The organism is Sphingopyxis sp. LC81, assembly GCF_000756375.1.
Taxonomy (GTDB): Bacteria; Pseudomonadota; Alphaproteobacteria; order Sphingomonadales; family Sphingomonadaceae; genus Sphingopyxis.
The window spans coordinates 173,600-199,758 of the sequence record NZ_JNFD01000002.1; the positions used below are offsets into that span (position 1 = coordinate 173,600).

Genomic DNA, 26,159 nt, shown 5'->3' on the forward strand with positions numbered 1-26,159 from the left:
GGGTTTTCCTTATACAAAGCGCGCGACGCAATGGCCGAGCGTGCGGCGGCCGTCGCCGAGGATCATTTCGAAGATGTCGCCCTTGGCCGCGGGCGCGAGCGGGACGAGGCTGCCCGACAGGATGATGTCGCCGGCATCGAGCGTCACGCCATGCGCGCCAAGCGTATTGGCGAGCCACGCGACCGCCTGCGCGGGGTCGCCCTGCACCGCATGGCCATAGCCTTCGGAAAGCGGCGATCCGTTTTTCGCGACCGCAACATGCAGGTTCGGCAGATCGAGTCCGCGCGGATCGATCCGTTCCTTGCCGAGCACAAAGACCCCGCACGAGGCGTTGTCGGCAACCGTGTCGACAATGCCGATCTTCCAGTCGGTGATGCGGCTGTCGACGATCTCGAAACAGGGGGCGATGCTCGCGGTCGCCGCGATCACGTCGGCGGCGGTCACGCCGGGACCGTTCAGGCTGTCCTTCAGGATGAAAGCGATCTCGGCTTCGGCGCGCGGCGCGATCAGCGCTTTCGCGTCGATGTCGATATCGCCCTCGACATACATCCAGTCGGTGAGGAAGCCGAAATCGGGCTGGTGGACGCCCAACATGTCCTGCACCGCCTTCGACGTGACGCCGATCTTCTTGCCGACGACGCGCTCGCCGTCCTTCAGTCGCCGCGACAGGAAGTCGAGGCTGATCGCATAGGCGTCGTCGATCGTCAGCGACGCATCGCGCGCGATCAGCGGTGCGACCGTGCGCCGGTCGCGCAGCGCCTCATAGAGCTCGCGCCCGTATGTTTCAGCGATGCTCATCAAGGAACTCGATTGCATAACGGTTGAATTCGCTCGCGCGCTCGACCTGCACCCAGTGGCCGACCTTGTTGAAGGTCACGCAGCGCACATCGTCGCAGGCTTCGAAGAAATACTGGATGCCCGAGAGCGGCATGAAGCGTTCGTTCTGGCCCCAGAAGAGCAGGATCGGGATCTTGATCTCGCCGAGCCGCGGGCGGACATTATGCGTCCGCATCCGCGTGATCACTTCCTTGGGCTGCTGGCTCGCGACCGCGAAGCGTTCCTCGACCAGCGCGTCGGTAATGTGCTTCGGGTCGTAAACCAGATTTTCGCCGAGGCGCCGCTGGTCGGCGAGGCTGAAGTCGGGGCTGCCGAAGGAGGAGCGCATGTCGGCGATGCCGGGCATCGCGAAATAGACGTCGAGTTCCTCGATGCAGCCGGGCGCCATCAGGATCAGCCGCTCGACGAATTCGGGATGGTCCTGCGTCATCTGGATCGCGACGCCGCCGCCGAGCGAATTGCCGATCAGCGTCGCGCTCTCGACCCCGTGCGCCTTCAGCGCTTCGTACAGCGTGTCGGTGAACAAGGTCAGCGTATAGTCGATGTCTTCGGGCTGCGAAGAGGCGCCATAGCCGATCAGGTCGGGCAGGATCACGCGGTAACCCGCCGCGACGAACGCATCGACATTCTGCCGGAAATTGGACAGCCCCGACGCGCCGGGACCGCTGCCGTGGACGAACACCAGCGCCGGGCCTTCGCCCGTTTCCTTGATGTGGATGTCATAGCCGCCCGCGACGCGGTGGGTCGTTTCCTTCATCTCTCCCATGGCGGTTTCCTCTTACATGAATGTGAAGGCGGGCGGTTCGCCGAGCATCGTCATGACGACGTCGGTGGTGCGATTGCCGGGATCGTTCGCGACGTGCGCGCGCGCCGCATTGAGGTCGAGCCATGGCTGGATGATCGCGCTCGACATATAGACGGCGCGGCCGCCGAGGAGCTGGACCATGCCGTCGACCAGCTCGGCGAGCCGCCGCACGACGGTCGAGGACTGGTAGGCATAGAGCGCGCGCTCCTCGAGCGTGATCGGCTCGCCGCTTTCGGACTTCGCCATCAGCCGGTCGAAGGTCGTCTGGTGCGTCAGCTCCATTTCGAGGATCTGCGCATGCGCCTTGGCGATCGCGCCGTGGAGCAACGGATCGGCCTTCGACGCCTTGCCGGTGTTGGTCGAGATGCGGCCCTGCATGATCTCCATCGCAGCATTCACCGCGGCGCGCGCGCCGCCGAACGCTGCGGTCGACACCGACCGGACGAAGACCTGCGCCCAGGGCAGGCGATAGAGGGGGCCGTCATTCTCGGCCTGGCCGGGATTGGTGCAGGCAAAGCCGTCGCTGGCGCGGTGGGTGCGGTGTTCGGGGACGAAGACGCGCTCGACGAGGATGTCGAAGCTGCCGGTGCCCTGCAGCCCGAAGACGTCCCACGTCCCCTCGATGACCTGATAGTCGCCACGCGGGAGCAGGAAGGTGCGCATGTCGGGCGGGCCGCCGTCGGTGTCGAAGTTGAGCGCGCCGAGCAGCACCCAGCCGCAATGCGTCGAGCCTGACGAAAAGCCCCAACGGCCCGAGAGGTAAAAGCCGCCCTCGACCTTCTCGACCTTGCCCACCGGCTGATAGGTCGACGAGACGAGCATCGCGCCGCCATTGTCGCCCCACACCTCGCGCTGGGCTTCGTCATGAAAAAGCGCGAGTTCATAGGGGTGGCAGCCGAGCACACCATAGATCCAGCCGGTCGACATGCAGCCTTCGGCGAGCGCCTTCTGCACCTCGAAGAAGACATTGGGGTGCATTTCATAGCCGCCCCAGCGCTTCGGCTGCAGGATGCGGAAGAAGCCCGCGTCCTGCATCTCGGCGACGGTTTCGGCCGGGACATTGCCGTCGAGCGTCGTCTGACGCGCGCGCGCCTTCAGCGTCGGGATCATCGCGCGCGCGCGCTCGATCAATTGTTCGGGGGTGGGCAGGGCGGTGTCGCCGGCTGGTTTGGGGGCGGTGGCCATATGCTCTCCTCGGGTGTTTTGTGCGCTTGCGGACGGCCGCTTCGCGATATTGTTCCTATATTCGTAGAGAATGATGCATATTTCTACGCAAGCTGTCAATCCGAATTCTGTGCAAAATGACGTCATCGCCAGTTTCGAGCGACGAACTGCGCACCGAGGCGCGACTCCCGCTGCGCAAAGCGTTGCTTGCCGTAGCGACGTTCCGACTTCGGAGTCGTCCAAACGGTAGCGACAAGCGGAGGTGGGGTGTATGCAAATTGACGGTTTGCGTAAAATTTGATGAATTATTCTACGTATTGCACTTGATGTCGTGCTTTTCCGCTTGTAGCTTGCGGCCAATTTGAAGCGCAGCGTGCGCATGACCGGTTGAAAGGGATGGATGAATGGCGATCAGGTCACTGGCCTATGTCGTGGTCGATACGGCCGATGTCGAAGCCTGGCGGGCCTATGCCGAGCAAGTGCTGGGCATGCAGGCGATCGACCATGCGGGCGGGCTGCGCCTCAGGATGGACGAGCGCCCCTTCCGTATGCTGATTCGGGCGGGCGACGCCGAGCAGTTTCACGCCGCGGGGCTCGTCTATCCCGACAAGGCCGCCTTCGATCGCGGTATTGCGGGGCTTCGCGATGCCGGCGTTGCGATCGAGCCCGCGACGGCCGACGAAGCGAAGGACCGCCATGTCGTCGAGTTCGTGCGCTGCACCGATCCCTCGGGCAACCGGCTCGAGCTCGGCTGGGGGCGCGTAGTCGACGGCAACCCGTTCGTCTCGCCCGCGGGCGTATCCGAATTCATCACGGGCGAGATGGGGATGGGGCATGTCGTCTTTCCCGCGGCCAAGCTCGCCGAGACGCGCGCTTTCTATATCGACCTGCTCGGCTTCGGCGACACCGACGAGATGCGCGTCTATATGCAGGGCGGCGGACCCGACGATCCGGGGCTCGGCCTCCATTTCCTCCACTGCGACAATCCGCGCCACCACAGCGTCGCGCTCGCCGAATTCCCCGTGCCGAGCGGGCTTGTCCACATGATGGTCGAGGTGCCGGGCCTCGACGATGTCGGCCGCGCGCTCGACCGCGCGAAAGCGGCGAACGTCCATATCTCGTCGAGCCTCGGCAAGCATATGAACGACAAGATGGTCAGCTTCTACATGCGCAGCCCCGGCGGCTTCGACATCGAATATGGCTTCGGCGGCATCCAGCCCGACTGGAAGAGCTTTACCCCGACGATCAGCCTCAAGGAAGACGAATGGGGTCATCACTGGGACTTCGGCGGCTGACGCGCCGCCGTCAGCCCGCCCCCTTTTTTGCATTATTGGAGAGATATTCATGCCCAGCCATGACGATATGGTCCGCGCCGTCGAGCGCTATGTCGAAGCCTTCGACAAAGGCGACGCCGCAATGGCATCCGGCCTTTATTCTGACGACGCGACGGTCGAGGATCCGATCGGCACCCCGATCCACCAGGGACGCGACGCGATCCACGCTTTCTATTCGATGTCGATGCAGGCGGGCGCCAAGCTCCGCCTCGACGGCCCGGTGCGCACCGGCGGCGACTATGCCGCCTTCGCCTTCACCGTGCTCGTCGACTTCGGCGGGGCAAAGGAAATCGAGGTGATCGACACCTTTAAATTCGACGCCGAGGGCAAAGTGACCGAGATGCGCGCCTATTGGAACCCCGCTAACATGCGCGCAGTCGAGGCCTGAGATGGCACGCGAAGCCGCCATCGTTTCGACCGCGCGCACCGGCGTCGGCAAGGCCTATCGCGGTGCGCTCAACGACACCGAGGCGCCCGTGCTGGCGGCGCATGTCGTCAACGCCGCGATCGAACGCGCCGGGATCGATCCGGCGCGGATCGACGACGTCTATCTGGGCGTCGGCAACCACTGGAACACGCAGAGCTATAATCTCGGTCGGCTGACGGTTCATGGTTCGGTGCTTCCCGATTCGACCGGCGGCTTCACGCTCGACCGCAAATGTTCGTCGGGGCTCAACGCGCTCGCGCTCGCCGCGCGCGGGATCATCGCCGACGAGATCGACGTCGCGGTCGCGGGCGGGATGGAGAGCATCTCGCTCACCCTCAACAAGCACACCCCGGCCTTTCGCAACCGCTCGGAGTTCATCAAGGCCGCCGATCCCCACGCCTATATGGCGATGATCGAGACCGCCGAGATCGTCGCCGATCGCTATGGCGTCAGCCGCGAGGCGCAGGACGCGTTCGCCGCGACCAGCCAGCAGCGCGCGGGCGCGGCGCAGGCCGCGGGGCGCTTTGCCGACGAAATCGTGCCGATCACCGTCACCAGGGCGCTGTTCGACAAGGAAGGCAATGAAACCGGCAAGGAAGCAGTGACGCTGGCGCATGACGAGGGCGTGCGCGGCGACACCACCGCCGAAAAGCTCGCGGGCCTGAAGCCCGTGTTCAAGGACGGGCTGGTCGTCAAGGAAGGCCGCCATATCACCGCGGGCAACGCCAGCCAGCTTTCCGACGGCGCCTCGGCGCAGGTCGTCATGGACCGCGCGACGGCCGAGAAGGAAGGGCTGCCGATCCTCGGCATCTATCGCGGTTTTCAGGTCGCGGGCTGCAAGGCCGAGGAAATGGGCATCGGTCCGGTCTTCGCGATCCCCAAACTGCTCGAACGCAACGGTCTCAAGATCGACGACATCGGCCTCTGGGAAATCAACGAGGCGTTCGCGAGCCAGGCGCTTTATTGCCGCGACAAGCTCGGCATCGATCCCGACAAGCTCAACGTCAACGGCGGCGGCATCGCGATCGGCCATCCGTTCGGGATGACGGGCTCGCGCCTCGTCGGCCATGCGCTGATAGAGGGCAAGCGCCGCGGCGTCCGCTATGCGGTCGTCTCGATGTGCGTCGCGGGCGGCATGGGCGCCGCCGGCCTGTTCGAAATCGTCTGAATCAAAAGGAGGCAGCGATGGCGTTGTTGTTCGAAGGAAAAACCGCTTTCGTCACCGGCGGGGGCAGCGGCATCGGCCGCGCCGCCGCGCTGGCCTTTGCCGCCGAGGGCGCGAAGGTCGCGATCGGCGATCTCAATGGCGACAGCGCGGCCGAAACCGCCGCGCTGATCCGCGGCGAGGGCGGCGAGGCGCATCATGGCGCGCTCGACGTCACCGACGGGGGCGCGGTCGACGCCTTTGTCGACGATGTCGTAGTGCGCTGGGGGCGGCTCGATTGCGCGTTCAACAATGCCGGGGTCTCGCTCGAGGGGATGGAAACCCCGTGGGGCGACCTCACCGCCTATGATCGCACGATCGCGGTCAACCAGCGCGGGTTGCTGCTCTGCATGGCCGCGGAACTGCGCCATATGGAAAAGGCGGGTCGCGGCGCGATCGTCAACACCGCGTCGATCGCGGGCATGGCGGGCGCCGGGGGCGCCGGCTATTGCGGGTCGAAGCATGCGGTCGTCGGGCTCACGCGCTCGGCGGCGATGCGCTACGCCGCGCAGGGCATCCGCATCAACGCGGTCTGCCCCGGCGCGATCCGCACGCCGATGGTCGATGCGGTGGTGAAGGAGGAAGCGGCGGCGCGCTTCGTGGCCGAAATGCACCCGATGAACCGCATCGGCGAAGCGCATGAAATTGCCGACGCGGTGATCTTCCTCTGCTCAGACAAGGCGAGTTTCATCACCGGGCATCCGCTCGCGGTCGACGGCGGTTATCTGGCGCGCTGAGCAAGCACCCGTCACCGGGTTTTCATCGGAATGACGGATTTGGGGTGGGGTGCCGACAGTTCGCATTTACACCATGAAGCAGAAAAGCTGCCGTGCCCTGCTAGAGCGCGTTGCGCTTGGAGATCATTGATCAGTCCAAGAGGCGACCCATGCTTTCTTTTCTTTGCAGGCATCCAGCCTCGGCGTGAAGGTCGACCGGTCTTAGCCGACAAGCCAACCGCATTCCTCCAGCTCCCAGACGACGCGGAACCCGCGCCCTTCACCCAAGACCGTGAGCGACATGGCTCAAATCCTTTCAGTAAGACGCGCCATCAACAAGACGACGCGGCAAATCGCGCCACAAATCGGGTTCGAACATCCTGAGATTGACTCCCATGCGCTGGTAATTGGGATCAGTTGGCGTCCAGTGTGTCGTACAGCCACAGGCTTGGCAGTGCCACGTGTCGAGTGCGCGATCACCCTGCTGGTAGGCTACTCCCTCTCCCTCGACCGTGACCGATTTCGGCGGGCAATAGTGCCACAGTCCGGCGGTACGCCGACAAATCGAGCAGTTGCATTCGCTGACTTCGGTTGGCTCGTCGCGTAGTACCAAGTGAACCCGCCCGCAATGGCAGCTGCCGTGGTGCTCGATCATCGTCGCTCCTTCCAACTCAAGTCATCTTGAGCGCCTACTTCTAACAATCCCGCCAGTTCAAAGCGATGACCGAAAACGGTCGAAAGTCGCCTCCCTGCTTTCGTTGGTAACGATCGTTTCCCGACGTTGGATTTATTGATTCACCCGCGTCGCATGCCGCGCCGCTAGCCAGCCGAAGGTCATCGCCGGGCCCAGCGTCGCCCCCGCGCCCGGATAGGTCCGTCCCATCGCGGCGGCCGAGGCATTGCCGATCGCATAGAGCCCGCCCAGCACCTTGCCATCCTTGTCCAGCACCCGGCCATTGTCGTCGGTGAGCAGCCCGCCGTTGGTGCCAAGGTCGCACGGATAGATGGGGATGGCGTAGAAGGGGGCTTCGGCGATCGGCGCGAGCGTCGGATTCGGCGCCACTGATGCGTCGCCATAATGCCGGTCATAGGCGGAAGCGCCGCGGCCGAAATCGGGATCCTCGCCCTTGAGCGCATTGGCGTTGAAGCGCGCAATTTCCTTGGAAAGCACGGCGGCGTCGACGCCGATCTCCTTCGCCAGCCCGGCAAGGGTTCCGGCCTTTTTCAAGATCTTGCGCATCGCCTCGGGCATGCGGCCGTCGGCCGACGGTTTGCCCGCCATCATCGGCCCGAGCATATATTTGCCGCGATAGCGCGCGTCGAACACGAACCAGGAGGGGGCGGTGGGCGCCTCGGGGGTGTTGCAGCGGTGCATCTCGCCCCCCGCGACATGATAGGACGCCGCCTCGTTCATGTAGCGGCGACCCGCCTGGTTGACGATGATCGACGAGGGCAGCGCGCGTTCGACGAACATGATCCGCGCCCGGTCCTCGCCCTCAAGCAGGAAGCCGGGACCCCACCAGGCCGAATCCATCAGCGCGGTAGCGGCACCCGCCGCGAGTCCGGCCTTCAGGCCGTCGCCGGTATTGCTCGGCACCCCCGCGCTCCAGTCGGCCGAGGTCGGATGTGGCAGATATTTCTCGCGCAGCGCGGCGTCATGGTCGAAGCCGCCGCTGGCAATGATCACGCCGCGACGCGCGCGAACCTCGATCCGCTGGCCGTCGCGTTCGACGATCGCGCCGGTGATCCCGCTCTTGTCCCGGACCAGCTCGACCATCGGCGCATTCAGCCAGATCGGCACGCCCTTTTCGTCGATCGACAGCTTGAGCCGTCCGATCAGCGCGTTGCCGCCGGTCAGCCGCCGCGACCGCTTGGTCTTGAAGCGCCAGGGCAGGTCGAACATATATTTGAGCATCAGCTTGAACAGCAAAGGCTTGGCGCCGGGGCTCATGGTCAGGAGCAGCTTGGCTTCCTCCATCGTCCAGGTGAAGCGGCCAAAGGTCAGCGTCAGCGTGTGCGGCGGCTCCATTCGGTCGAAATCCGCACCGAGCCTGTCGGCCATCAACGGGATCGGGTCGTGCGTCCGCCACCCGTCGCGTGCGCCCGCGACGTCCATATGATAATCGGAATAGGCATAGGCGGTGTAGCGAACCTCGGACCGTTCCTCGAGATAGCTCAGCATCCGGTGCGCATTGTCGACATAGGCCCTGAGCTTGGTTTCGGGCACATCGTCGCCGATCAGCGTCTTGATATAGCCCAGCGCTTCGTTCGGGTCGTCGGCATGGCCCTTGGCGCGTGCGTCATCGCTATTGGGAATCCAGATGCCGCCGCCCGACGTCGCGGATGTCCCGCCATAACGCGCGCTTTTCTCGACAACCAGAACGTCGGCGCCGGCATCGGCGGCGGTGAAGGCCGCGGTCAGCGCCCCCGCACCCGATCCGATCACCAATATGTCGACTTCGTGAAACGCCACTCCCGTTGCTCCTGCCGTGTCTGCGTCGGAAACTCGCGCTTCCCGGTCTATGATCGGTTCTACATAATGATTGCGTTTTTGAAAGACAAAATCTTTACGCAAACCGTTATATATTCGCCACCGCAATCGATGAATGTTGACAGGGGCGCGGCGATACGGTCTGTGGGGCGCCATCTCGACGACGTCGAGGCGCCATCGCACGGGGTGCTGGTTTAGCTGGGGAGAAGAGGCGTTGCGCACGGCAACCAAGGCCGGGAAAAGGACGCGGGGCAAGGCCGCGAACGCGAACCAGGGTGACGGGCTGCCGGCGCTCGACGACGTCGACGAGCAGATCATCGCCGCGCTTCGCAAAAATGGCCGGATTGCAAACCGCGACATCGCGCGCGAGATGGGGCTGAACGAAGCGACGGTGCGCACGCGGCTGCGCCGGCTCGAGGATGCCAGCATGGTGCGCGTCGTCGCGATGCGCGACCTTTCGGCGATGGGTTTTGGCTATCTGGCTCCCGTCGGCGTGCAGGTGAAGGGGCGGTCGGCGGGCGATGTCGGCGCAGAGATCGCCGAACTGGAGCGCGTCATCACGGTCAATGTCGCGATCGGAACGCATGACCTCGAAATCCAGGTGGTGGCCGAAACGCTGGAGGAGATGCAGCATCTCCTGACCGGTGTGATCGCCAAGATCGACGGGGTCGAGCGGCTGTTCCCCAGCCTCGCGCTCAAGGTTTTCAAATATAATCCGGAATGGGCACCGCTATGAGCGCCAGAATCAGCCTCGACGAGCTCGATCACAAGATCATCGAACGGCTCGGCCATGATGCGCGCGTTTCGAACCGCGAGATCGGGCGCGAATTCGACCTGACCGAAGGGACGATCCGCTCGCGCCTCAAGCGGTTGCTCGACAACAGGGTGATCCGCGTCGCCGCGGTCACCAACGCCAACCGGCTCCGCAACCCGATCCTCGCCTATCTCTGGGTCGAGGCGGACAGCGCCGCGGACATCGAGAAGGTTGCGGAGAGCCTCGCGAGCCTGCCCGAGATCGGCTTTGTCGCGACGACGCTGGGCCGCGCCGACGTGCTCGCGATGACGCTGGTCGAAAACGGCAATGAGCTGACCGATTTCCTGCACCAGACGATCGACAAGATCCCCGGCGTGCGGCGTGTCCGCTACAGTCTGGGGCAGAATTTCATCAAGCACGACTATCGCTGGTGCGCGCTGGTCGATTGATGAATTGTCGGCGGGCTACCCCGCCACCCAGTTTGCCTTGATCCCGTCGTCGGCCAGCGTGCCGTCGACGATCACGCGGGGGTCAGAGCGGCTATAGCTGATCCGCCAACCCTCGGGCGTGCGGCGATAGCGGTCGTGATAGAAATTGGCGAGCAGTCGGAAACTCCCGGCGCGCGGGTCATAGGTCGCATAGCCCAGATTCCAGCGTGCGCTCGCCTCATCGCCCTTCACCTCGATCTCGGCATTATGCCCCTGATGCACGTCGATGATCGGCGTCGTCGCCGCCATTTGCGTGAACACCCCAATCAGCCCGTCGAGGTCGAATTCGCCGACGGGCGGAAAATCGATCACCGCATCCTCGGTGAAGCAGGCGCGGATCGCGTCGACATCCTTCGCGTCGCAGGCATTGAGGTAACGCGCCTTCAGGCGGCGGATGTCGCTTTCGGCTTCCAGCCGCGCGATACGGGATTCAAGGTCGGTCATTGATGGGGATTATCCTGGTTTCGGGGATGGGATGGTCGTCGGCGCCGATCCAGCGCAGCAACATGGTGCCCTGATGGTGCCCCGCAGTATCGATCCAGTTGCCGAAGCCCGGATCGCGGTCGGCGACGATCAGCGTCAGCGTGCCGTCGTCGTTCAGCCGCGCGCTATGCCCGTTCACATGGATGCGGTGATGGCGATAATCGAGCGATTCCATCCAGTAATTGTCGAGCTGGAAATTCCAGAAGCTGCATGCGGGCACGCGCGTGTCGATGCGTAGCGCTTCGCCGGGTTCAAGCTGCCACCAGCCATGGAGATAGAAGATCGTCGGATCACCGCCCGCGCGGAAGAAGGGCGTCTGGTCGGTCGTCGCCAGCCGGTTCCTCTGGTTCGCCCGGAAATCCTCGGTCCACTGGACGAAAGTCCGCGCCGTGCCAGCAACAAAGGCGGTGGTGCGCTCCAGCGCCGCCGCGAGCGTGTCGGCGGACAGTGGCGCGGGATGCGCGGGACCGTCGATCGCCTCGATCGTGACCGTCGCGGGCACTTCATTCGCACGGTCGAGAAAGGTCTGCCGCACGATCACCATCGAGCTGTCGTCGGCGAGCGGCAGCCAGTTGCCGTCGACCTTGTCGCGGCTGACGATGATCTCGAACGATCCGTCGGGCGCAATCGCCAAATCGGCGGAATCGATCTCGCCGGTCGACGCCATCGTTCCGTCGACGGCATAGCGATTGGCCTTGGTGCCGAAGCTCAGGATCGGCACGCTGCCGCGCTGGCCGCGGATGCGATAGCGCCGCGCGCCCGAAACGGTCGCGTTCATATAGATATTGTCGGGATTGTCGGCGCCGATCTTCGCCGTCTCGTGCGATGCGGCGTAGAAGCTCGGAAAATCGGGGTCGGCATGTTCGAGCTGCATGTCGAACGCGATGCGCAGCAGCCGCGTGAGGTAGCGATAGCCCTCGGCGCGGTCGAGCGGGTTAGCGGCGGCTTCGGCGCCGGTGACGATCTCCCCCGCGGCTTCCAGCCGCCGGCAGAAATCGCGCCAGACATCGGGCGACAGGATAGGGCCCTCCGTCATCGTCATGGCGCCATATACTGGCCGCCGTTGACGTCGAGCGTCGCGCCGGTGACCATTTTTGCATAATCGGAGAGGAAGAAGAGCACGCTCTTCGCGCAATCCTCCTCGGGCGGAATGACGCCCAGCGGGATGCGCCCGGTGATCTCGCCGATCACCGCATCGCGGTCCTGCCCGCCCGCGGTCGCGCGGTCGATATAGTCATAGACGGGCTTGCCGCCGATCCAGCCCATCCGCGTCGCATTGACCCGGATGTTAAAGCGGCCAAGATCCTTGGCCATGTGCCTGGTCATCGTGGTCAGGCCGCCTTTTCCGGTGGCATAGCCGCCCTCGCCGGGGAAGGGGTTGACCTGCGACATGGTGGCGACGTTGACCACCGCGCCGCCGCCCTGCGCTTTCATCGCGGGAAGGACGGCCTGTGTCATCCGTAGCGCGCCGAGGCAGTTGACGTCGAACACCCGCGCCCAATCCTCGGGATCGGCCTCGTCCACCGTCACCCATTCCCCGTGGATATAGGCGGTGTTGACCAGTCCATCGATCCGCCCGAACGCGTCGGCGGTTGCCTTCGCCCGCGCCGCGCATTGGCCCGCATCGCCGACGTCGGTCGGCACCGCGACCGCCTCGCCGCCGTTCGCGCGAATCTCGCCGGCGACCGCTTCGATGAAATCCCTGTTGCGCGCGCCGAGGCCGACTCTCGCGCCCTCGGCGGCGGCGATCCGCGCCATTGCCTGCCCCATGCCGGGGCCGACCCCGCTGATGATGATGACCTTGTTCTTAAGCAGGCTCGGCATATTTCTCTCCCGCAAAAATGTCCTTGAGCCCCGGGTCGAGCCCGTTGCCGACCTCCGGGCAATGCGTTCCCGATGGGCCGTACATCGCGGCGACGCAGCGGTTGCACGCGGTGCAGCCCGAAACATCACTGGCGCCACTTTGCCATTTCGCGATCAGCGCCGGATCGTGGATCAGCGCGCGCGCCAGCGCGATCGCATCGAAGCCTTCGGCGACCGCCTGCCGTGCCCCGGCGAGCGACTGGATGCCCCCCAGATAGGCAAGCTTCATTGGCGTCCGGCCCAGCGCCGCCTTCAGCTGCAGCGCGGGCTCCATCAGGTAATTTTCGTGAAACGGGGGCAGCTTTGGCACGCTGCGCTTCAGGATCGCGAATTGCAGTTTCGCCAGCAGCCCGCCCTGCATCGCCGCAAGATCGTCATAGGGCAGCGCGCTGCCGAACATCGCCCATGTGCTTTCGATGTTGCGCCCCGCCGACAGCACCAGCATGTCGGCGCCCGCCGCTTCGAGCGCGCGCGCGGTCACAATCGCGTCGTCGACCGTCGCGCCGCCGGGCACCGCATCGGTCAGGTTGATCTTGGCGAGAATCGCGAGCCGCCCGCCGGTCGCACGCTTGACCGCCGCCAGTACCTCGGCAGGAAAGCGCGCGCGGTTCGCGGCCGATCCGCCATAGCCATCCTTGCGGAAGTTGGAGAGTGGCGAGATGAACTGGTTGAGCAGATAGCCATGCCCCATATGGATTTCGAGCGCATCGAAACCCGCTTCTTCGGCCAACTCTGCGGCGCGCGCGAACTCGCCCGTCACCATCTCCATGTCGGCGCGGGTCATTGCGCGCTGAAAAAAGCGGCCCTTCAATACCCCCATCTTGTCGATCCCGCCCGATGCCGACATTGCGCGCGGCGTCGACAGGTCGTCGATCTGGCAAAAGCTGCCGCCGTGGGTGATCTGCGCCGACGCCTTGGCGCCCTCGGCGTGGATCGCATCGGTGACCGCGCGGTAATGCGGCACGCTTTCGCGGCTCAGCATTCCCTGTCCGGGCAGCGTGCGGCCATCGGGCGAGACGGCGAGATAGGCGAGCGTCGTCATCCCCACGCCGCCGCGCGCATAGGCGCGGTGAAAATCCATGAGCGCGCGGGTGGGGAAGGTCGCCTTGCTCATCATCTCGTTCGCGCCCGAACGGATGAAGCGGTTTTTGAGCGTGAGCGGGCCGATCGTCACGGGGGTGAACGGATCGCCGGTCATGACGCGGGTTCCGCGATCAGGTCGGCGGGCGCGTCCTTGGCCCAGAAATCGGTTTCGACGCGCTTCGCGATCCGCCAGCCTTCGGCGGTGCGGACGAGATCGTCGACATAGGTACAGCCGACGAAAAACAGCTCATCGCCCGATGATCGCGCCAGCCGCATCGGGTTGAACAGCATCGTGCGCGCGCTCGCGCGGTCGCCTTCGAGCCGGATCAGCGGCAGTCCGATCAGGTGCTGGGTCAGCGGAAAGGATGCGAGCGCGCCCTTCAGCCACGCCTTCATCGTCGGCCATTCGCCCGCGGCGCCGCCCGCCGCGCGATAGTCGACCGTCGCGCCGGGGACGAACACCGCGTCCAGCGCGTCATAATCCTTCGCGTCGATCGCAAAGACATAGGCGGCGAGCAATTGCTGGATCGCGATGATGTCGTCGGCGCTCATCTTACTCGTCCCTTCAGCCGAAATTGGCCTGCCCACCGTCGAGCGGGATCGTCGCCCCGGTCAGATAGCTGAGGTCGGGGCCGCACAGCGCTGCCACCGCATTGCCAATATCGTCCTCGCAGTCGCCGACGCGGCGCAGCGGGATCGTGCGGAAGAACGCCTCGGCCTCCTCCGGGTTGTCGTCGACCCAGCCTTGCAGTCCCGGCGAATTGGCGTGCGGCGCGATCGCCAGCACACGGATATTGTCCGGCCCCCATTCGGCGGCGGCGGCGCGGGTCAGCGCGCGTGTCGCCTGCTTGACGGCGGCATAGGCGCCATAGTTCGACATGTCCCAGCGGACCGCGGCCGAACTGGCGAGGTTGATGATCGTGCCGCCGCCGCGCTGCCGCAGATAGGGGCGGCAGGCCTTCATCAGGCGGAAGGACGCGAGCGGACCCGACGCGAAGCCCGCCTCGAACGCGCTGTCCTCGACCGCGAGCAGCGGCCCCAGCGGCACTTCCTGCGCATTGTTGACGAGAATATCGATCCCGCCGAAATGTTCGGCGACCGCGTGCACCGCGGCGCTCACCGCCGCCGCATCCTTGATGTCGGCGGTGAAGCAGGTGGCCCCGTCGCCGATCTCCGCCGCGACGGCTTCGAGCCTGGCGGGCGTGCGGCCGACGAGGGCGACCCGGGCGCCGCGGCGGGCGAGTGCGAGCGCAATGCCGCGCCCGACACCCTGGCCGCCGCCGGTGACCAGCGCGACCTTGCCCGCCAGCATGGTCAGGGCTGACCCATCAGGCTTGCGGGCGCGCCGGGCAGGAAGGGCTGATAATAGCCCGCCGACCAGCCGCCATCGACCGCGAGTTCGGCGCCGCTGATATAGCTGGCATCGTCGGAGGCGATGAACAGGCTGGCGCGCGCTATTTCCTCGGGCTCGCCGATCCGCTGGAGCGGGACGCGCTCATAGCCGACATTGAGCGCATCGCCGGTGAGGCCGGTCGGATTGCCCATCTGCGTGTTCACGCCGCCGGGGTGGACGGTGCAGACGCGAATGCCTCGCGGCCCCAGCTCATAGGCGAGCGACTTCGACAGCCCGCGCACCGCCCATTTGCTGGCGGTATAGGCCGACAGGCCGTTGCAGCCGCGAAGGCCGTCGACCGACGAGATGTTGACGATCACGCCGCGTCCGGCCTCGGTCATCGCGCGCGCGGCATATTTGGCGCCGAGCATCGTTCCCATCACATTGATCGCGAGGACGCGCTCGATGTCCTCGGCGGGCATCGCCTCGATCGGGCTGAAATGCACGATGGCGGCGTTGTTGATGAGGATGTCGAGCTTGCCGAAGCGTTGGACCGTCTCGGCGACCACGCGTTCCCAATCGGCCTCCGATCGCACGTCGAGCTTCTGGAAGACGGCACTCTCGCCGATTTCGCGCGCGGTTTCCTGCCCCTTGTCCTCGATCACGTCGCACAGCACCACCTTGGCGCCCTCGGCCGCGAAGAGCCGCGCGGTCGCGGCGCCCATGCCCTGTGCCGCACCCGTTACGATCGCAACTTTACCCGCGAGTCTTGCCACGCATTTTCTCCTGATTTCTGTCTGTGTTGCCGCCCTCAGGCGACCTTCTGTTCGAACGGCGCGGACAAGGTGCCGCGGGTGACGTGCGTGCCGTTGACGCGCTTCTGGAATTCCTCGGCGCGCGCACGGCTGTTGTAGAATTGGCGATACCAGATCCGCAATTTACCGATCGGGCCGTCGCCCTGCACCGCCATCGGATTGACGCACGGCCTTTTGTTGGACCAGATTTCGAAATCCTGCGCAAAGGCGGCGCAGGCCGCGGCCTGATAGGCGCGCGCCATCGCGACATCGTCCGCGGTCGGTTCGGCATTGGGCACCTTGACCAGCAGCGCGTGCCACACCTTCACCACCCCGTCGTCGACGGGGGTGTGCGCGATCATGATGATCGCGGGGAATTGCCCCGACATGCGCGATTGCAGGATGCCCGGCCCGGTATACCAGGTGTCGGTTTCGAGCGGGGCGTCGCCCTGGAGCGTGCGGTGCCCCGCGCGCAGCCTCTGGACGACGCGGTGACCGTCGAAATCATTTTCGAAGACATCGACGGCGTCATTGCCGTGGACGGGCTCGAAATGGGCGCGGTCGGCCATATTGTCGAGGATCTCGACGGGATGGCTGGCGAGTTCGCCCAGCCGGTCGAGTTCCCATTTCACCCAATGCGGCTGATAATATTCCTCGAACGGCGGCAGCTCATATTCGGGCTCGAGCCCTTCGGGGTCGTGCCACATCCAGATGCAGCCCGCACGTTCGATCACCGGCCAGTTTTCGAGCTTGGCCGCCGCGGGGATCTTCTGCGGTGAGTAGGGGATCTGGTTGCACTTGCCGTCGGGGCCAAAGCGCCAGCCATGATAGGGGCAGCGGATCGATTCGCCCTGCACATGCTCATTGTCGCGGATTACGAAGCTCGTTTCGTTCTTCGCCAGATGCGCGCCCATGTGCGGGCAATAGGCGTCGACCAGATAAACCTGCCCCGACTCGCCGCGATAGAGCACCCGGTCACGGCCGAAAAAGCGGACGGCCAGCGGGGTCGTCCCCTCCAGTTCGGCGGCGGCGGCGATCATGAACCAGCCGCGCGGAAACATCTGGTCGCCCAGCCCATAGTCTGCGGTTGTCGCCATCGGAAATCTCCCATTCATGCCCGGTTTGCATCGGGCATTGTCATTTTGCGTTTTGAAAACTTGCGATACCATCGCATTTCGATAACATATCTCACTATAATCGACATTATGCAATATTTTGTGGTTCAAGGAGGGTGAAGATGGGTGAAGGTTCGCAGTTTCCCGAGGGCGCGACGCTGATTTTCGGTGCGACCGGCGGCATCGGCGCGGCGGTTGCCGGTGAATTCGCTGCGGCGGGGAGTGACGTCGCGATCGCATGGCGCTCGAAACAGGCGGAGGCCGAGGCGCTGGCCGAACGCATCGAGGCGTCGGGGCGCAAGGCGAGCCTGCATCAGTGCGACGTTACCGATGACGCCGCGCTGGCCGCGACCATCGCGGGCGCCGTCGCCGCGCACGGGCGCATCCACACTGTGCTGTGGGGCGCCGGGCCGCTCGTCGCGCAGGTCCACCTCGCCGAAACGACCCCCGAACAATGGCGCCGGGCGATCGATGTCGAGGTCCACGGCTTTTTCGGCGCCGCGCACCATATCCTTCCGCATATGCGCGAACAGGGCGGCGGCTCGTTTGTCCATTTGGGTTCGGCGGGCGACCTGCGCTGGCCCGACAAGGACGGCCTGTCGGTCGCGCCGAAGGCCGCGAACGAGGCGCTGGTCCGCGGCATCGCGCGCGAGGAGGGGAAGCATGGCATCCGCGCCAACTCCATCCTCGTCGGGGTGATCGAGGCCGGCATGTTTCTCGAACTTTCGAAACAGGGCGTGTTCGACGACGCATGGACCGCCGAGGTGCACAAGAACCTCGCGATCAAGCGCTGGGGTCGTCCCGAGGAAATCGGTCATGCCGCTGTCTTCCTTGCCTCGTCCAAAGCTGCCTACATCACAGGGCAGCAGATTGCGGTCGCGGGCGGTTACGGGGCCTGACGCGACGGCGCAGACCCCGGCGTCGCCGTTACGCCACGGCTTCCATCGCGAAGGCGGCCCGCAATCCCCGGGCCGCCGTTCCCACCGCGACATCGGCCTGCGGCAGCATGCCCAGCATGCTGGCAAAGCCGTGGATCACGCCGGGGAAATGGTCATGCGTCACCGCCACGCCAGCCGCCTTCAGTCGCTCGGCGTAGGCGATGCCTTCGTCGCGCAGCGGATCGAACTCGGCGGTGACGATCGTCGCCGACGGAAGGCCGGCGAGACTGTCGGCGCGGATCGGGGTCGCAAGGGGACCGGCGGCGCGACCGGCATCGCCCAGATATTGCGCCCAGAACCACTGCATCATTTCGCTGCTCAGCATGTAGCCGGTGGCGTTCTCGATATGGGAGGTACGAGTGAAGTCATTGTCGACCACGGGATAGAGGAGCAGCTGATGCGCGATCGCGGGCCCGCCCTCGTCGCGCGTCGCGAGGCACAATGCGGCGGACAAATTGCCGCCCGCGCTGTCGCCGCCGACCGCGATCCGGCCGGCGTCGATGCTCAGAGCGTCGGCCTGTTCGACCGCAGTCACGACGGCGGCGCGGACGGTGTCGAGCGCGGTCGGAAAGCGATGCTCGGGCGCGCGCGGATATTCGAGCGAGAGCACAGCGATCTCGGCCGCCGCGGCGAGCGCGCGGCACAGCGGATCATGCGTATCGAGCGTCCCGAACACCCAGCCGCCGCCGTGGATGAAGACGAGCAACGGCAGCGTCGTCCCGGGCATGGGGTGATAGAGGCGCGCATTCACAGCTCCTGCGCTGGTGTCGAGCGTCACGTCGCGGACCTCGGCGACGCCGGCTTTGGGAACGGGCATCGGCTGTTCGTCGGCCAGCCGCAGCGCGGCGGGATCGAAGGGCGCGTTCAGATGCGGCAGCGCGTTCATCATATCGAGCAACGGCGCGAGGGCGGGATCAATGGGCATGGCAAAACTCTCCGGCTTGTGGGATGGAATGGGTGGAAATGAAGGTGCGATGGTGAAGGCAGGCGGACCGACCGCGGAATTTTCGAAGCTGCTCGCCGACCTGTTCGGCGGCTTGCTGACGGACACGCCGTGGGAGGATTTCCTGCGCGGTCTCGCGCTCCATCTCGACGGCACCTATGCGACGCTGATCCTGACGATGCCGGGCACGCGCAAGCCCGGGACGATCGTCACCCCCGACGCCGATCCGCAAACCAGCGAAGACTATGCCGAAAGCTTCTTCGCCAGCGACCCGTTCAAGGGTCTTCCCGAAGGCAAGGTCTTGTCGTTCAGCGACTTTGTGCAAGGGGCGGCGCGCGCGAGCGATTTCTGGCGCGACTTCCTCGAAGCCGCGGGAGGTGACCAGATTCTCGGGGTGGATCTGCGTTTCGACAGCGGTTTCGAGGCGCGGCTTCGCGTGACGCGCGATCGCAGCCGTCACGATTTCGGCTCCGCCGAACGCGATGCGCTGCAGGCGCTCGTTCCGCATCTGCGCCATGCCATCCAGCTTTTCGAACGGCTGCAGGCGTCGGGCGCCGAGCATGGCGTCTATCGCGGCGTTGTCGAACAGATGGGCGTCGCGGCGATCACCCTCGACCACGACGGAAAGGTGATCCGCACCAACGCGGTTGCCGAGCGGCTGCTGGCCGAGGAGGACGGGCTGACGCTGGCTGGCGGGCGGCTCCGGCTGGTGGCGGGTACGGCGCACCGCACGCTCGAAAAACTGCTCAAATTGCTCGATGCCGAGGCCGATCCCGCCGCCTCGCCGCCGCAGCGCTTCCGTATCGAGCGGCCCTCGGGGCGGCGCGATTTGGGCGTCGTCGCCAAGGCGGTGACGACGCCGGCGTTCATGCGCGGTGGCAAGGGCGCGGCGCTGGCTCTGTTCATCAGCGATCCGGGGCAGGATGCGGCGCCCGATCCCGAAGCGATCCGCGACCTGTTCCAGCTGACGCGGATGGAGGCGATGCTGGCCGCGGCGCTTGCCGGGGGCGGTTCGCTGGTCGAAGCCGCCGACCGGCTGGGCATCGCGCACAACACCGCCCGCTCGCACCTGCGCTCGATCTTCGCCAAGACCGGCGCCCGGCGTCAGTCGCAGCTTGTGCACCTGCTCCACGCCGGCATGACCGAATTGGGCGGCTCCAGCACCTAAGGCTATTGCTTCTTTCTGCGTAGATGATAGCATGTATGAATACGAATATCGTATGTCGTATATAAAATTGCTATCATAATGCAGAGAGGATGAGCCGTGAAAGAGGCAATTGGCCAGGTGCCGAATCGCGATGTGCTCGTGGCGCGAGCGTGCGAGCAGACGGGGCTTTCGGATTTCGGCAATGAATGGTTCTTCGCCAATATCGACGCGCTGATCCCGGCGCTCAACACCGAAGCCCGGCTCAGCGAGGCGGGCGTTGCGAGCGCCTCGGCGATGATCGTCAATGGCCTCGTCAACCGCCTGCGCCACGTCGACCTGATCAAGCAGCATCCCGAAATTCTCGACGAGACGGTCGAGGTCGCGGCGGTCGTCGTCGGGCTGCCGCGCACAGGCAGTACCATGCTCCATCGCATGCTCGCCTCGGCGCCGGGAATGACCGGCACCCGCTGGTTCGAAACCCAAAATTACGCGCCCTTCCCAGGGGAGGAGCGTGGCAACCCCGAACCGCGGCGTGAGGCGGCGCGCGGCTTCCTCGACTATATGCTCGCGACGATCCCCGACCTCATGTCGATCCATCCGATGAGCATCGATCAGCCCGATGAGGAACTGATCATCCTCGGTCAGCTCTATTCGAGCACGATGATCGAAGGAACTTACCATGTTCCGGGCTACGCGCGCTGGCTGACCGAAAACGACCGCATCCAATGCTATCGCGACCTCAAGCAGATCCTCCAGTCGCTGCAATGGCAGGACCAGAGCCGCGCGGGTGCGAAATGGGTGCTCAAGACCCCGGGCCACCTGCTCGCGCTCGATGCGGTGATCGAGATATTCCCCGAGGCGAAGATCGTGATGACGCACCGCGATCCGGTTGCGACGGTGCCGAGCTATTGCAGCATGGAGCACAGCCTGTACCAAATGGTGTCCGACAGCGTCGATCCGGCCAGCGTCGCCGCCTTCTGGGTGCCGCGGCTCGCCGAGCTGCTCGACCGCTTCATGGCGGTGCGCGGGCAGGTTGCGGGACAGAATTTCGTCGACGTCCGCTACGCCGATCTGCTGGGCGATCCGATCGGTGAGGGCGTGCGCGTGCTCGAGGCGGCCGGGGTCGATGTCACCGACGCGGTGCGTGCGGGCATGGCTGAATGGATCGAAGCCAACAAGCGCGAGGATCGCGCGCCGCATAAATATGCGCTTGAGGATTTCGGCTTGGTCCGCTCCGATGTAGAACAGCGTTTCGCGGCCTATCGAGCCGCGTTCCTGGGAGGGGAATAGATGATGACCGAAGCCGTCAACCTCGCTGCGATCGAGGAGATAAGGCTGCTCAAGGCGCGCTATGTGCGCGCGCTCGACACCAAGGACTGGGCGCTGCTCCGCAGCCTGCTTACCGACGACATGGTCGGCGACTTTCGCGAAATGCCGGGTGAGGCCGACGAGAAACTTCTGACCACCGGTGCCGAGGCCTTTGTCGCAGGCGTCGCCGCCGCGCTCGAACATGCGACGACGGTCCATCATGTCCACAGCTTCGAAATCCGTTTTACCGGCGCGCGCGACGCCGAGGGCATCTGGGCGATGGACGACCATTTCTGGGCGGGCGAGGGAAGCGACCTTGCCGGCCGCTCGCGCCACGGTTTCGGGCATTATCACGACTGTTATCGCAAGGCACGCGGGCGCTGGCTGATCGCCAGGACCCGGCTCAGCCGTATCCGCGTCGAGCGCGACTGACGCGCCCTCGGGCTCATTCGGGCATCGGCGGGTAGCTGGAAAGAAAGCCCGCATCGGCGATCAGCGACTGTCCGTTGATCCCGCCCGACCGCGGACTGGCGAGGAACAGCGCGACTTCGGCGATATGCTGCGGCAGCAGCAGGCCGTCGGCGCCGGGAAGCGCAAGCGCGTCGGCGGGCTGGATCGGCGCGGATTCGGTGACGCCAAGGATCGCGGTCGCGACGGGACCAGGGCAGATCGCGTTGACGCGCAGCCCGCGCCGCGCGAAGCTTTGCGAGGCCGAACGCACTGCGCCGATCACGCCATGCTTGGCCGCGCTATAGGCGGCCGCGACATTGAGGCCGATCATTCCCGAGGTCGACGCGGTCACCACCGCGGCGCCGCCCGGCTCGAGCGCGGGCAGCACCGCCTGCAGACCGAGAAAGGCACCCTTGAGGTTGATCGCGATCATGCTGTCGAGCGTCGCGGCGTCGGACTCGTCGAAGCCGGTCTGCGCATAGGCGCCGGCGTTCAGGAAGGCCGCGTCGAGCCGTCCGAAATCCTGCTTTGCCGCCGCGACCATCGCCGCATTGTCCGCGGCGCTGCTCACGTCGCAGCGGATCGCGCGCGCGCGGCCGCCGGCGGCGCGAACCTTTTCGGCGATCGCTTCGGCGCCGGCTTCGTTGATGTCGGCCACGACCACCGCCGCGCCCTCTTCGGCAAAGCGCAGCGCTGCCGCCACGCCGATTCCCGAAGCGCCGCCGGTCACCAGCGCGACCTTGCCCTCGAACATGCCCATCTCGATCCTCTCTCCATCCGTCGTTGCCCGATTTCGTAGCACCGGCGGGGGCAGGCGAATTGATCCAATTGGACGAGGAACGCGCCCAAATCGGCGCCCTATGTTCGCGAAAAATACGCGATAGCGGAGAGGAACGGACGCCCATGAAATTCTCGATCATTTACGAAGCGCAGATGGTGGACACCTCGCGCGAAAACGAAGCGCGCTGCTTTCACGAGATCGTCGAGCAATCGCTGCTCGCCGAGGAGATGGGCTTCGACACCGTCTGGGCGGTCGAGCACACCGCGCTCACCCAATATGCGCATATGTCGGCGCCCGAGACCTTCCTCGCCTTCCTCGCGGGTAAGACGACGCGGCTCGGCATCGGGCACGGCGTCGTCTGCCTGCCGCCGGCGATGAACCATCCGGTCAAGGTCGCCGAACGCATCGCGACGCTCGACATTCTCTCCAAGGGCCGCGTCCACTTCGGCATGGGCAAGGGCGGGACGCAGCAGGAGGCGGGAACCTTCGGCTATGACCTCGGCGCGCTTCAGCCGATGATCGATGAATCGATGTACCTGATCCCGAAAATCATGGTGCAGGACGAGATCGAACATGATGGCGAGTATATCCAGATTCCGCGCCGCCCGATCCATCCCAAGCCGTATCAGGACCCGCACCCGCCGCTCTATATGGCGTGCACGCGCGCCGACGCGCTGACCACCGCCGGATCGCGCGGGATCGGCGCGCTCGTGCTTGGCTTTGCCGGACCCGACGACATCGCGAGTAAGAATGCGATCTATCGTGCCGCCTGGGCGAACCGCAAAGCCGAGGATCAGGTCGGCTTCCGTCCGACCGAACATCTCGCCGCGCTCTGTCCAGCGCTCGTGCTGGACGATCGCGAAAAGGCGCGGCGCATTGGCCTCCGCGGCCAGCGCTTCTTCGTCGAATCGCTCGGCTATTGGTATCAGGGCGGTCCGAAGCCGACGGTCGAGGACCTCTCGGGCGACGAGCAGGCGGCGATCCTCCAGCAGGAAAAGGCGGCGGTTGTCGCTTATCTTTCCGAGGAAAAGATCACCATCGGGTCCGAACATACCGGTGCTTATGAGGAAGTGCAGGACGCCTATGGTACTCCCGACGATTGCATCCGCTACGTCCAGCGCCTGTTCGACGCCGGGGCCGACGAGATCCTCTTCCTCTTCCAGATGGGCGCGGTGCCGCACGAGGTGATTCTGGAAACCATCCGCAACATCGGAGCCCATGTGATCCCGCATTTCAGGGCGCAGGCTGCGGTCGCCGCAAAATAGCGGCTCGCGCGCTGCCGCGCCGAAAGTCATGAAATGCGACCAGGAATCTTTCTATGTGCACGCATATATGACATTAAGTTGTCATTTGATGTTGAAATGCGTTTCTCTCGATGTCATTCGCGCTGCATAAGAGAAGCAATCTCCCGGAAAAATGATCCGGGTCGCAGAGGGGCAAATATGAAAAATTACAGGCATTTCGCGCGCGCGTCGGTGGCACTGGTGGCGCTCGCCACGGCGCATCCGCTTTTCGCGCAGGAGCAGGCGCCCGCCGCCGAGGACGTGGCGAACGAAGACGAATCCACCGAGATCGTCGTCACCGCGCGCCGGCGCGAAGAAAAGCTGCAGGACGTGCCCATCGCGATCACCGCGATCGGCGGCGCGCAGCTCGACTCGCGTGGCTTCGACGGCGTCACCGATGTTGGTCAGGTCGCACCCAATCTTCAGTTCACGCCGGGGCAGGGCGGCAACAGCGGCGGCGTTTCGGCGTTCATCCGCGGCGTCGGCGAGAATGATTTCATCATCACCTCCGACCCCGCGGTCGCGCTCTATATCGACGGTGTCTATGTGGCGCGCAGCTTTGGCGCGACCACCGAGCTTCTGGGCATCGACCGGATCGAGGTGCTGCGCGGGCCGCAAGGATCGCTGTTCGGCAAGAACACGATCGGCGGCGCGATCAGCGTCGTCTCGCGCGTGCCGACGGGTGACCGGCTCGAGGGCGACGTCCGCTATGGTTCGTTCAACGATGTCCGGCTGCGCGCCAATGTCGAGGCGGGGCTTTCGGACAATCTCGCGATCGGCGTCGCCGCGCTCGGCGAATGGGGCGAGGGCTGGCAGAAAGTCCCCTCGGGCAAGAATCTCGGCAATCGCAATGTCCAGGCGGGCCGGCTGACGCTGCATTATGACGCATCGCCGATCGATGCCGTGCTGACCGTCGACGGGCTGCGCCGCCGCCAGAACAGCACGCCGCACAGCATGCTGTCTTTCACCCCGACTTTCTTTTCCGGGCTGCAATCGGCCTTCATCGCGCCGTGCTGCACCGCGCCGGGCAGCATCAACCGCACCGACACCACCGACTTCCTCAACCGCGACGATACCGATGCCGCCAATGCGACGCTGACGCTCTCGGCCGATCTCGGCGGCGGCACCTTGAAGTCGATCAGCGCCTATCGCTGGGTCCATGCGATCTTCGGGCGCGACGGCGATGCCTCGGCGGCGGTCAATTATGCCGGCGACATCCACGACGAGAGTGCGCGCCAGATCTCGCAGGAACTTCAATATGCGACCAGTCTGTTCGATCGCGGCTCGCTGTTGCTCGGCGCCTATTATTTCCGCGAGAAATCGCGCGACGACACGCTGCTTTATGTCGCCGACGGGCTTTATCCGCGCCTGATCGCGGCGGGTTTCGACCCCGCGCTCGCCACCGCGCTCGATTTCAACATCGACTTCGCCAACCGGCAAAAAACCACCAATTATGCGCTGTTCGGCAACGCGACCTTTGACGTCAGTGATGCGCTGACGCTCGAACTCGGCGCGCGCTACACTTGGGAGAAGAAGGTCTGGAACCAGGCCGCGATGCGGATCTACAGCCAGCAGCCGCTGCTCGCGGGCATGCCTTCCTATCGGCTGAGCGAGGACTGGAAGGCGTTCACGCCGCGCGCTTCGCTCTCGTATAAATTCACCCCCGATATTCTCGGCTATGTTTCCTGGTCGCGCGGTTTCCGCAGCGGCGGCTTCAACGGGCGGCCGACCTCGGTCGAGGAAATCGGTTCCTATGATCCCGAATATCTGACCGCCTATGAGGCGGGGCTCAAGACCACGCTCGGCGGGCTTGTCACTCTGAACCTCTCGGCCTTCCGCAACGATTACAAGGATCAGCAATTGCTGATCTCGACGGTGAGCCCGAACACCGGCCTGATCGTGGTGCGCACCGACAATGCCGGCAAGTCGCGGATCCAGGGGATCGAGCTGGAGGCCGACGTTCGCGTCTCGCGCGAACTTCGGCTGAGCGGGTCGTTCGGCTATCTCGATGCGAAATATCTGCGCTACACCTCGGTGATCGGCGGCGTTCCCACCGACGTCAGCTTCCGCAAGCCCAAGCAGGCGCCCGACCTCACCGCGAGCGGCAGCATCGTCTATTCGACCGCGCTGTCGGACAGCGTCGACGCGAGCTTCCGGCTCGACGCCGCCTACCGCAGCCTCACCTGGATTGATGTCGAAAATTCGCCGCTGATGCGCGCGCCCGATCATGCGATCCTGAACGCCAGCGCCGAATTCACGCTGCCCGCCAAGGGGCTGTCGCTCCGCCTCGCGGTCGACAATATCACCGACAAGCGCGTGCTGACCGCGGGCTATGACGCCTCGACCAGCTTCGGCTTCGTCGAGGGCTATTTCAACGATCCGCGCCGTTACTGGGTGACGCTCAGCTTCCGGCGCTGA

General features: G+C 65.1%; 27 protein-coding genes. 12 read left to right on the forward strand and 15 right to left on the reverse strand.

Features of this window, described 5'->3' with window-relative positions; translation table 11 throughout:
• Nucleotides 1–9 precede the first annotated feature (9 nt).
• From FG91_RS02620 to FG91_RS02630, 3 genes are read right to left on the reverse strand one after another with little or no spacing between them, the layout of a single operon-like run.
• A complete protein-coding gene (locus FG91_RS02620) occupies nt 10–798 on the reverse strand; it encodes a fumarylacetoacetate hydrolase family protein (protein WP_037511502.1) in 789 nt (262 codons plus the stop codon).
• On the reverse strand, nt 785–1,603 hold the full coding sequence (locus FG91_RS02625; RefSeq protein WP_037511504.1) for an alpha/beta fold hydrolase: 819 nt from the start codon (nt 1,601–1,603) through the stop codon (nt 785–787). Before FG91_RS02625 ends, FG91_RS02620 begins: the two co-directional genes overlap by 14 nt.
• 12 nt (nt 1,604–1,615) lie before the next feature.
• Nucleotides 1,616–2,827 (reverse strand): acyl-CoA dehydrogenase family protein, encoded by a 1,212-nt coding sequence (locus FG91_RS02630; protein WP_037511506.1) that lies wholly within the window; start codon nt 2,825–2,827, stop codon nt 1,616–1,618.
• A gap of 383 nt (nt 2,828–3,210) precedes the next feature.
• Here FG91_RS02630 and FG91_RS02635 point away from each other — a divergent pair, with 383 nt between their 5' ends.
• Genes FG91_RS02635 through FG91_RS02650 form a run of 4 tightly spaced genes read left to right on the forward strand, consistent with a single transcriptional unit; the run spans nt 3,211 to nt 6,508 of the window.
• Nucleotides 3,211–4,101, forward strand: coding sequence for a VOC family protein (locus FG91_RS02635; RefSeq protein ID WP_037511509.1), 891 nt, complete (start codon nt 3,211–3,213; stop codon nt 4,099–4,101).
• 49 nt (nt 4,102–4,150) lie between these two features.
• On the forward strand, nt 4,151–4,528 hold the full coding sequence (locus FG91_RS02640; RefSeq protein WP_037511510.1) for a nuclear transport factor 2 family protein: 378 nt from the start codon (nt 4,151–4,153) through the stop codon (nt 4,526–4,528).
• 1 nt (nt 4,529) lies between these two features.
• Nucleotides 4,530–5,735: an acetyl-CoA C-acyltransferase gene (locus FG91_RS02645; protein ID WP_037511512.1), complete on the forward strand. Its 1,206-nt coding sequence runs from the start codon at nt 4,530–4,532 to the stop codon at nt 5,733–5,735.
• 17 nt (nt 5,736–5,752) lie between these two features.
• Entirely contained in the window at nt 5,753–6,508 is a 756-nt protein-coding gene (locus FG91_RS02650) for a glucose 1-dehydrogenase (RefSeq protein WP_037511514.1), read from the forward strand.
• 295 nt (nt 6,509–6,803) lie between these two features.
• On the opposite strand, the gene FG91_RS21235 is transcribed toward FG91_RS02650, so the two are convergent.
• Together FG91_RS21235 and FG91_RS02655 are read right to left on the reverse strand one after the other, a co-directional pair.
• Complete coding sequence (locus FG91_RS21235; protein ID WP_081940376.1) at nt 6,804–7,142, reverse strand: GFA family protein; 339 nt, start codon at nt 7,140–7,142, stop codon at nt 6,804–6,806.
• A 132-nt stretch (nt 7,143–7,274) separates the two neighbouring features.
• The gene (locus tag FG91_RS02655; RefSeq protein ID WP_037511517.1) at nt 7,275–8,960 is read right to left on the reverse strand and encodes an FAD-dependent oxidoreductase; all 1,686 of its coding nucleotides are present in this window, start codon (nt 8,958–8,960) and stop codon (nt 7,275–7,277) included.
• A gap of 232 nt (nt 8,961–9,192) precedes the next feature.
• Between FG91_RS02655 and FG91_RS02660 the strand changes: the two genes are divergently transcribed.
• Both FG91_RS02660 and FG91_RS02665 read left to right on the forward strand, forming a co-directional pair.
• The gene (locus tag FG91_RS02660) at nt 9,193–9,714 is read left to right on the forward strand and encodes an Lrp/AsnC family transcriptional regulator (RefSeq protein WP_037511520.1); all 522 of its coding nucleotides are present in this window, start codon (nt 9,193–9,195) and stop codon (nt 9,712–9,714) included.
• A complete protein-coding gene (locus FG91_RS02665) occupies nt 9,711–10,181 on the forward strand; it encodes an Lrp/AsnC family transcriptional regulator (RefSeq protein ID WP_037511523.1) in 471 nt (156 codons plus the stop codon). The genes FG91_RS02660 and FG91_RS02665 overlap by 4 nt, the downstream gene beginning before the upstream one ends.
• A 15-nt stretch (nt 10,182–10,196) precedes the next feature.
• On the opposite strand, the gene FG91_RS02670 is transcribed toward FG91_RS02665, so the two are convergent.
• From FG91_RS02670 to FG91_RS02705, 8 genes are read right to left on the reverse strand one after another with little or no spacing between them, the layout of a single operon-like run.
• Entirely contained in the window at nt 10,197–10,664 is a 468-nt protein-coding gene (locus FG91_RS02670) for a nuclear transport factor 2 family protein (RefSeq protein ID WP_037511526.1), read from the reverse strand.
• The gene (locus FG91_RS02675; protein ID WP_037511801.1) at nt 10,651–11,739 is read right to left on the reverse strand and encodes a DUF1214 domain-containing protein; all 1,089 of its coding nucleotides are present in this window, start codon (nt 11,737–11,739) and stop codon (nt 10,651–10,653) included. Before FG91_RS02675 ends, FG91_RS02670 begins: the two co-directional genes overlap by 14 nt.
• A gap of 2 nt (nt 11,740–11,741) precedes the next feature.
• Entirely contained in the window at nt 11,742–12,527 is a 786-nt protein-coding gene (locus tag FG91_RS02680) for an SDR family oxidoreductase (RefSeq protein ID WP_037511529.1), read from the reverse strand.
• On the reverse strand, nt 12,511–13,764 hold the full coding sequence (locus tag FG91_RS02685) for an NADH:flavin oxidoreductase (protein ID WP_037511531.1): 1,254 nt from the start codon (nt 13,762–13,764) through the stop codon (nt 12,511–12,513). Before FG91_RS02685 ends, FG91_RS02680 begins: the two co-directional genes overlap by 17 nt.
• A complete protein-coding gene (locus FG91_RS02690; protein ID WP_037511534.1) occupies nt 13,761–14,201 on the reverse strand; it encodes a nuclear transport factor 2 family protein in 441 nt (146 codons plus the stop codon). The genes FG91_RS02685 and FG91_RS02690 overlap by 4 nt, the downstream gene beginning before the upstream one ends.
• A gap of 13 nt (nt 14,202–14,214) precedes the next feature.
• A complete protein-coding gene (locus tag FG91_RS02695; RefSeq protein WP_037511537.1) occupies nt 14,215–14,961 on the reverse strand; it encodes an SDR family NAD(P)-dependent oxidoreductase in 747 nt (248 codons plus the stop codon).
• Between the two features lie 2 nt (nt 14,962–14,963).
• Nucleotides 14,964–15,758, reverse strand: a complete 795-nt coding sequence (locus FG91_RS02700; protein ID WP_037511539.1) for an SDR family NAD(P)-dependent oxidoreductase — start codon at nt 15,756–15,758, stop codon at nt 14,964–14,966.
• Nucleotides 15,759–15,793: 35 nt separating this feature from the next.
• Nucleotides 15,794–16,873, reverse strand: coding sequence for a Rieske 2Fe-2S domain-containing protein (locus tag FG91_RS02705; protein ID WP_037511542.1), 1,080 nt, complete (start codon nt 16,871–16,873; stop codon nt 15,794–15,796).
• Between the two features lie 140 nt (nt 16,874–17,013).
• Here FG91_RS02705 and FG91_RS02710 point away from each other — a divergent pair, with 140 nt between their 5' ends.
• Nucleotides 17,014–17,790: an SDR family NAD(P)-dependent oxidoreductase gene (locus FG91_RS02710; protein WP_037511545.1), complete on the forward strand. Its 777-nt coding sequence runs from the start codon at nt 17,014–17,016 to the stop codon at nt 17,788–17,790.
• Between the two features lie 28 nt (nt 17,791–17,818).
• On the opposite strand, the gene FG91_RS02715 is transcribed toward FG91_RS02710, so the two are convergent.
• Entirely contained in the window at nt 17,819–18,754 is a 936-nt protein-coding gene (locus tag FG91_RS02715; protein ID WP_037511548.1) for an alpha/beta hydrolase, read from the reverse strand.
• On the opposite strand from FG91_RS02715, the gene FG91_RS02720 reads away from it, so the two are divergent.
• The 3 genes from FG91_RS02720 (at nt 18,753) to FG91_RS02730 (ending at nt 21,659) form a co-directional block, all read left to right on the forward strand.
• Nucleotides 18,753–19,940, forward strand: coding sequence for a helix-turn-helix transcriptional regulator (locus FG91_RS02720; RefSeq protein ID WP_235211913.1), 1,188 nt, complete (start codon nt 18,753–18,755; stop codon nt 19,938–19,940). The two genes, FG91_RS02715 and FG91_RS02720, sit on opposite strands and share 2 nt — an antisense overlap.
• Nucleotides 19,941–20,036: 96 nt before the next feature.
• Complete coding sequence (locus FG91_RS02725) at nt 20,037–21,209, forward strand: sulfotransferase family protein (protein ID WP_235211914.1); 1,173 nt, start codon at nt 20,037–20,039, stop codon at nt 21,207–21,209.
• Nucleotides 21,210–21,659: a nuclear transport factor 2 family protein gene (locus FG91_RS02730; protein WP_052187240.1), complete on the forward strand. Its 450-nt coding sequence runs from the start codon at nt 21,210–21,212 to the stop codon at nt 21,657–21,659.
• Nucleotides 21,660–21,672: 13 nt separating this feature from the next.
• Here FG91_RS02730 and FG91_RS02735 read toward each other — a convergent pair whose 3' ends face one another.
• Nucleotides 21,673–22,437 carry an SDR family NAD(P)-dependent oxidoreductase gene (locus FG91_RS02735; protein WP_037511552.1) on the reverse strand — a complete coding sequence of 255 codons (765 nt, stop codon included), beginning with the start codon at nt 22,435–22,437 and terminating at the stop codon, nt 21,673–21,675.
• Nucleotides 22,438–22,580: 143 nt separating this feature from the next.
• Here FG91_RS02735 and FG91_RS02740 point away from each other — a divergent pair, with 143 nt between their 5' ends.
• Nucleotides 22,581–23,723 carry an LLM class flavin-dependent oxidoreductase gene (locus FG91_RS02740; protein WP_037511555.1) on the forward strand — a complete coding sequence of 381 codons (1,143 nt, stop codon included), beginning with the start codon at nt 22,581–22,583 and terminating at the stop codon, nt 23,721–23,723.
• 177 nt (nt 23,724–23,900) lie between these two features.
• The gene (locus tag FG91_RS02745; protein WP_081940378.1) at nt 23,901–26,159 is read left to right on the forward strand and encodes a TonB-dependent receptor; all 2,259 of its coding nucleotides are present in this window, start codon (nt 23,901–23,903) and stop codon (nt 26,157–26,159) included.